Here is a 6,049-nt window from a genome sequence, read left to right as displayed (position 1 = left end):
CCACCCGCCGACCCTCGCCGCCGCACCGGTCCGGCACGGACGTCGCGGCCGACCCGGCCGGGGCGGTCGCGGACGCCCGGCTCGACCCGCTGCGCGCCGCGGCACGCGAGTCCGGCGTCACCGTCCTGGTCGGTGCCGCCGTCCGGCATCCGGACGATCGGCGACCATCGCCGCGCTGGTGGTTGACCGCGCCGGCGCGGTCCGGGTGGGGTACGACAAGCAGCAACTGTGGGGTGACGAGGGCGAGCTGTTCAGCGCCGGTGATCGGGGGGCCACGTTGCTCGTCGACGACTGGCGGCTCGGGCTCGGCATCTGCTACGACGGCTGTTTCCCGGAGCATGGCCGGGCCGCCGCCCTCGACGGCGCACACGGCTACCTGTGCCCCAGCGGCTACCTGGCCGGCTCGGAGCACCGCCGGGATCTGTACTACGCCGCGCGTGCCCTGGACAACACGATGTTCGTGGTCTTCGCCAACGCTGTCGGCGGCGTCGACCCGTGGCGGTTCAACGGTGGTGCGGCGATCTACGACCCCGAGGGCCGGGTGCTGGCCCGCGGCGCCGACCAGGACCCGGCCGTGCTGGTGGCGACGCTGGATCCCGCCGTGCTCGCGGCCACCCGGACGGCCCATTCGATGCTCGCCGATCGACTGCCCAACCAGGGTGGCCCTCGGGGGTCAATGTCCGGCTGAGCACGTCGTGCGGCGGATGCCCGCTGGCTCTGTTGGCGGACACGTCGGTCCCGTAGGGTGCCCGAGTGCCACTGCTCCTGCTGGACCTGGACAACACCCTGCTGGATCGGGCCGGGCCGTTCCGACGCTGGGGTGAGCGCTTCCTGGACGGCATCGGCGCGCCCCACACCGACATCGACTGGCTGGTCTCGATCGACGCCGACGGGCTGACCGACAGGTGGGATCTCGCCGACGCCATCCGGGACCGCTACGAGCTGCGCATCCCCTCGATCGACCTGGTGGAGGAGCTGCACGACGGGGTGGTGGCGCAGACCCGGCTCGACCCGCTGACCGCCTGCGCGCTGCGGATCGCCGACGACGCCGGCTGGGTGCCGGTGGTGGTGTGCAACGGCACGGTACGCGTCGAGGACGCCAAGATCCGCCGGACCGGGCTGGACCAGTACGTCGCGGACTGGGTGATCTCCGAGGAGGCCGGCGTCAGCAAGCCCAACCCGCGGATCTTCGCGCTCGCCGCCCAGCGGGTCCGGATGCCGCTGCGCGGCGCATGGGTGGTCGGCGACAGCCCGGAGGCGGACATCGGTGGCGCCGCCGCGGTCGGGTTGCCCAGCGTCTGGCTGCACCGGGGGCGCACCTGGTCGGACGTCCGGTTCGCGCCGAGCCGCACGGCGGACGGGCTGATCGCCGCGGTCGCCACGGTGCTCGCCCGCTGAGGGGTTCCGTCGCTCGCCGGCTGTCGCGCGCCAGTTCCCGCCGCCGGTCGAGGGCTCGCCGGTAATTCGGTTGACCGGCTGCTGCACCGCGACGAGCATGGTCGGCGCATGGTGCATCCCGGGTGTGCGCCCGGTCGAGGAGAGGGGGTCGGCCATGGCCGTCTTCGCAGGTCGCTTCCAGCTGCCTATCTCAGCCTCGACCAAGGGAACCTCAGCACAGTGCGCGAAAATGACCTTCCGGCGCTGGAGCGCCGGAGCCGCGGTAAGCGCCGCTTCGACGACGACGAACCGCAGTTTCTGAAGCGCGGGCGGCCCACCGAGCCGCCCGCGGACCCGGACAGCGACCCCGACCCGGACACCGGCGAACGCTGGTCGTCCTGGGACGACGCCGTGCACGGCCCGCAGCCGTACCCGGCCTGGCTGGTCACCGAGTTGGCCGCCAAGGACGCCGAACTCGGTGTGCTGAAGACCGGCAAGGAGGCGGACGTCCACCTGGTCCGCCGGGCCGTGCCGGACACCGACCGGTCCTGCCTGTTGGCGGTCAAACGCTACCGCGACCCCGAGCACCGGCTGTTCCACCGGGACGCCGGCTACCTGGAGGGCCGTCGGGTGCGCCGGTCCCGGGAGAACCGGGCGATGGCCGGTCGGACGGCGTTCGGCCGGCAGATGATCGCCGGGCAGTGGGCGGCGGCCGAGTTCGCCGCCCTGGTCCGGCTCTGGGAGATCGGTGCCGGGCATGACCGGATCGCCGTGCCGTATCCGGTGCAGTTGCGCGGCACCGAGCTGATGCTGGAGTTCGTCGGCGACGCCGAGTCCGGGCAGGCGGCGCCCCGGCTGGCCCAGCTACGACCCGGCCAGCGTGAACTGCGTGACCTGTGGGGCCAGTTGGTGGAGGCGTTGCGGGTGCTGGCGCGGGCCGGCTACGCGCACGGGGACCTGTCGCCGTACAACCTGCTCGTGCACCGGGGGCGGCTGGTCGTCATCGACCTGCCGCAGGTCGTCGACGTGGTGGCGAACCCGCAGGGGCCGGAGTTCCTGGCCCGCGACGTGCGGGTGGTCGGTGCCTGGTTCGCGGCCCGTGGTCTGCCGGCCGAGCAGGTCGATCCCGGCCCGTTGACCGCGGAGCTGCTACGCGAGGCGGGCATCCGCTGATCGGAGCGGGTCGGGCGGCGCCGCCGCCGACCGCCATGCGGGTTATTGCAGGTATCGCTCCACCTCGGGCTTGGGGCGTTCGCCCTGTGCGTCCGGGTCGCCGTGGGTCTCCCGGGCGGCCGCCGGCGGCGCAGCAGATCCCAGCACTGGTCGAGGGACTCCTCCAGGGCGCGCAGTCGCTCGCTGGCCTCGCCCTCGGTGCCCGACTCGTGGGCCTGGGCCTCGGCCCGTAGCTTGTGTTCCTCGTCGACCAGCTCGGAGATCCGGTTCAGGATGGTCTTGTCGTCCATGCCACCGAGCCTGGCACAGGGTGCCGGGCGTCGCCCGGATTCGGTCGTTCCGTGGGGTAGGGCGAGTCGGCGTTTGCGGATAGCCCGCTCGTGCGCATGCGAGTGATGTTCATCACTATCCGGCGTCCGGTGGGCCGGCTGGTGGTCGATACCACCGCTACCTGCGGGATCTGTGGTATGCGCACTTCCCGTCGATCGAACTCTGTGGTGCTGCGATCTTTGCGCGTGAAAATTTCGCGTAGCGCGCCTAGAGGAACGCGGTCGAGCGATGGCATGCTCCACAAATACCTAACTCCGCATAGTCGTCTCGCAACACCGAGTATTCACAAAGGGAGAGTCAGGTCCCGTGGCAGCACCCCCGACAGTGCCGGTCAAGCCTCGACGGGCGGGCTCGATCCCGCTGCGCCACGTGGTGCCACACCTGTTCCGCGATCCGGCCCGCACCCTGGTCGACCTGGGCGAGCGGTCGCAGGGCGAGGTGGTGAAGCTCAGCCTCGGCGCGTTCCGGCCCTACCTGGTCACCCGACCGGAGCACCTGCAACGGGTGCTGCGCGAGAAGTCCGACAACTACGTCCGGGCCGGTGACGGTCTCCAGTGGCGTCCGCTGAAGCGGTTGTTCGGCGACGGCATCCTGAGTGACGGCGACTACTGGAAGAACAGCCGTTACGTGCTCCAGCCGCTCTTCACCGCCCGGCGGGTCGACTCGCTTGTGGACCGGCTGGCCGAGGCGATCGAGGACGCCGTCGACGACCTGGACGAGCCGGCCCGCGCCGGCCAACCCGTCGACATGGGCACCGTGCAGGCCCGCATCGTCTGCTCGGCGATCATGCGGGTCTTCTTCGCCGACAAGATCTCGGTGCCGCAGGCGATGCGCATCATGGAGGCCCAGGACGCGATCGCCTGGTCGGTGATGCCGCGACTGATGGTGCCGTGGGCCCCGCTGTCCATGCCGATGCCCGGCGACCGCGCGTTCCGGCAGGCGGTCCAGCTCATCGACGAGACGGTGCTCCCGATCGTCCGCGCCGCCAAGGCGACGGCCGAGACCGACGGCGACGACATCATCGCCACCCTGTGGCGGGGCCGCACCGAGTCGGGTGGCCGGCTCGACGAGCGGCAGGTCCGCGACGACACCGTCTCCATGGTCGCCACCACCACCGAGACCACGATCAGCGTGCTGACCTGGCTCTGGCCGCACATCGCCCAGGACGAGCAGATCGCCGAGCGACTGTACGAGGAGATCGACCGGGTGGTCGGCGACGCGCCGGTCCGGCGCGAGCACCTCCGCGAGCTGCGGTACACCCGGCAGGTGCTCGACGAGCTGTTGCGGCTCTATCCGATCGGCTGGCTCTTCCCACGCCGCGCGGTGGAGGCCGACGTGATCGGCGGCGTACGCATCGAGGCCGGCGCGACCCTCGTGGTCAGCCCGCTGATCACCCACCGGATGTCCGCGTTCTGGGACCGGCCCGAGGTCTTCGACCCCGACCGTTTCGACCCCGAGCAGGTCCGCGACCGGCACCGGTACGCGCACTTCCCCTTCGGCGGCGGCCCGCACCAGTGCATCGGCATGCACCTCTTCTATCTGGAGGCGATGCTGATCGTGGCCACCGTCCTGAGTCGGTTCCGGTTCCGCCTGGAGCGGCCGGCGCTGCCCGGCATCAAGGTGGCCGCCGCGCTCCGGCCCCTGGAGCGTGTCGAGGTGACGTTGCAGCCGGTACGGAGTGTCTCCGCATGATCACCGGGAACGTGTCGCCGCCGGCTATCGGTGGCGACCAGATGGCGCTGGCCGCGGAGCAGGGCCGGATCTGCGCCCTCGCCGCGAAGGGCCAACGTGACCTCGCCGAACGTGCCGCGGCGTACCCCGATCTCTTTCCGGCGCGGCCCTTCGACCCGGCGCTGTTCGGCAACGTCGCGATGGCGATCGCGTTCGGCGCGCCGTGGTGTGACGTGGCCCAGCTGCGGGTGACGAACCGGGCCGTGCTGTGGGGCTTCGCGGTCGACTGGCTGGTCGACCACGAGGCGCGCAGCCGTGCCGAGATCGACCGGTTGACGGCGAGCTGTCTCGCCGTGGCGGAGGGCGGCAGTCCGGCGGAGGACGACTCCCTCGGTCGCTTCCTCGCCGAACTGCGCGACGAGCTGGCGACCGTGTCGGCGTACCCGACCCACGGGGTGGTGTGGCGCGACGAGTTGCGGACGGTGCTCGACGCCATGGCCCGGGAGTGGGACTGGAAGCAGGCCGCGAACTCCGACGTGCTGCCCACCCTGGACGAATACCTGGCCAACGCGGCGAACCTGGCCTGCACCGTGGTCAACGTCGTGCACTGGGTCTACTCCGACGACCCCACCACCCTGGCCCACCTCGACGCGCTGGTGGCGGCCAGTGACCAGGTGCAGCGGATCCTCCGGCTGGTCAACGACCTCGCGACCTACGAACGCGACAAGCGGTGGGGGGACCTCAACGCGCTGATGCTGGTGCCGGAGCGGGCCGACGTCGAGCGGCGGCTCACCCGCCTGGTGGCGGACACCCGGGAGCTGCTCGAACCACTGCGCGCGAGCTGCCCGGTGCAGGCCGACTACCTCGCCCGTCAGATCGGCTTCAGCAGCGGGTTCTACCGGTCGACCGACTTCTGGGGGGTGCTGTGACCAGGTCTCCGGCCGCCACCGGCACCGGGGCGGAGTCGGACGTCGCCGCCTCGGCCCGGGAACTACTCGCCGCCATGGTGCTCGAACCAGCGGGCCGGGTCACCCCGTCGGTGTACGAGACCGGCCGGCTCGTCGCTGACGCGCCGTGGCTCACCGGGCACGACCGGCGGCTGCGGTACCTGCTGGACGAGCAGCGCACCGATGGCGGCTGGGGTGGCGCCGACGGCTATGCCGTGGTGCCGACGGTGAGCGCGGTGGAGGCGCTGCTCGGCACCCTGCGGGGCGCGCCGGGCGCTGTCACGCCCGAGCTGGCCGCAGCGGCGAGCCGCGGGCTCGGTGTGCTCGCCGACTGGCTCGGACGGGGTACGCCGCTGCCCGACACGCCGGCGGCCGACCTCATCGTGGCGGCTCTGGCGCAGCGGGTCGACGACCACCTCGCCTTCTTCGCGGCAACCCCCGCTCGGGGTTCGTCGACGGGGTCCGCGCCCTGCCCGGCGTGGACCGGCGGCGGCTCGACGCGGTGCAGGCGCTGGTCGGCACCGGACGTCCGGTGCCGCAGACGCTGCTGC

5 protein-coding genes and 2 pseudogenes are annotated in these 6,049 nt (G+C 72.1%); 6 read left to right on the top strand and 1 reads right to left on the bottom strand.

Features of this window, described 5'->3' with window-relative positions; all coding sequences use genetic code 11:
- The first annotated feature begins 178 nt into the window (after positions 1 to 178).
- From JM949_RS32595 to JM949_RS32585, 3 genes are all read left to right on the top strand, one after another.
- On the top strand, positions 179 to 688 hold the full coding sequence (locus tag JM949_RS32595; protein ID WP_309232431.1) for a carbon-nitrogen hydrolase family protein: 510 nt from the start codon (positions 179 to 181) through the stop codon (positions 686 to 688).
- A gap of 65 nt (positions 689 to 753) precedes the next feature.
- On the top strand, positions 754 to 1,398 hold the full coding sequence (locus tag JM949_RS32590) for an HAD family hydrolase (protein ID WP_203151912.1): 645 nt from the start codon (positions 754 to 756) through the stop codon (positions 1,396 to 1,398).
- Positions 1,399 to 1,617: 219 nt separating this feature from the next.
- Entirely contained in the window at positions 1,618 to 2,550 is a 933-nt protein-coding gene (locus JM949_RS32585; protein WP_203151911.1) for a serine protein kinase RIO, read from the top strand.
- Between the two features lie 42 nt (positions 2,551 to 2,592).
- On the opposite strand, the pseudogene JM949_RS32580 reads toward JM949_RS32585, so the two are convergent.
- Positions 2,593 to 2,840: pseudogene (locus JM949_RS32580) on the bottom strand (DUF2630 family protein).
- Positions 2,841 to 3,234: 394 nt separating this feature from the next.
- On the opposite strand from JM949_RS32580, the gene JM949_RS32575 reads away from it, so the two are divergent.
- The 3 genes and pseudogenes from JM949_RS32575 to JM949_RS32565 form a co-directional block, all read left to right on the top strand.
- Positions 3,235 to 4,572: a cytochrome P450 gene (locus JM949_RS32575; protein ID WP_203151913.1), complete on the top strand. Its 1,338-nt coding sequence runs from the start codon at positions 3,235 to 3,237 to the stop codon at positions 4,570 to 4,572.
- On the top strand, positions 4,569 to 5,480 hold the full coding sequence (locus JM949_RS32570) for a terpene synthase family protein (protein WP_203151910.1): 912 nt from the start codon (positions 4,569 to 4,571) through the stop codon (positions 5,478 to 5,480). The genes JM949_RS32575 and JM949_RS32570 overlap by 4 nt, the downstream gene beginning before the upstream one ends.
- Positions 5,477 to 6,049: pseudogene (locus JM949_RS32565) on the top strand (hypothetical protein); the annotation flags it as partial. The gene JM949_RS32570 and the pseudogene JM949_RS32565, both read left to right, overlap by 4 nt.

Source organism: Micromonospora tarensis, assembly GCF_016803395.1.
GTDB classification, from domain to species: Bacteria; Actinomycetota; Actinomycetes; order Mycobacteriales; family Micromonosporaceae; genus Micromonospora; species Micromonospora tarensis.
Note: the sequence above shows the minus strand (reverse complement) of the source record. Positions and strands in the feature narration are given on the sequence as shown.

Bases quoted from the DNA above. Each gene is read 5' to 3' on its own strand.
- JM949_RS32570 (WP_203151910.1), top strand. From the start codon at position 4,569: ATGATCACCGGGAACGTGTCGCCGCCGGCTATCGGTGGCGACCAGATG.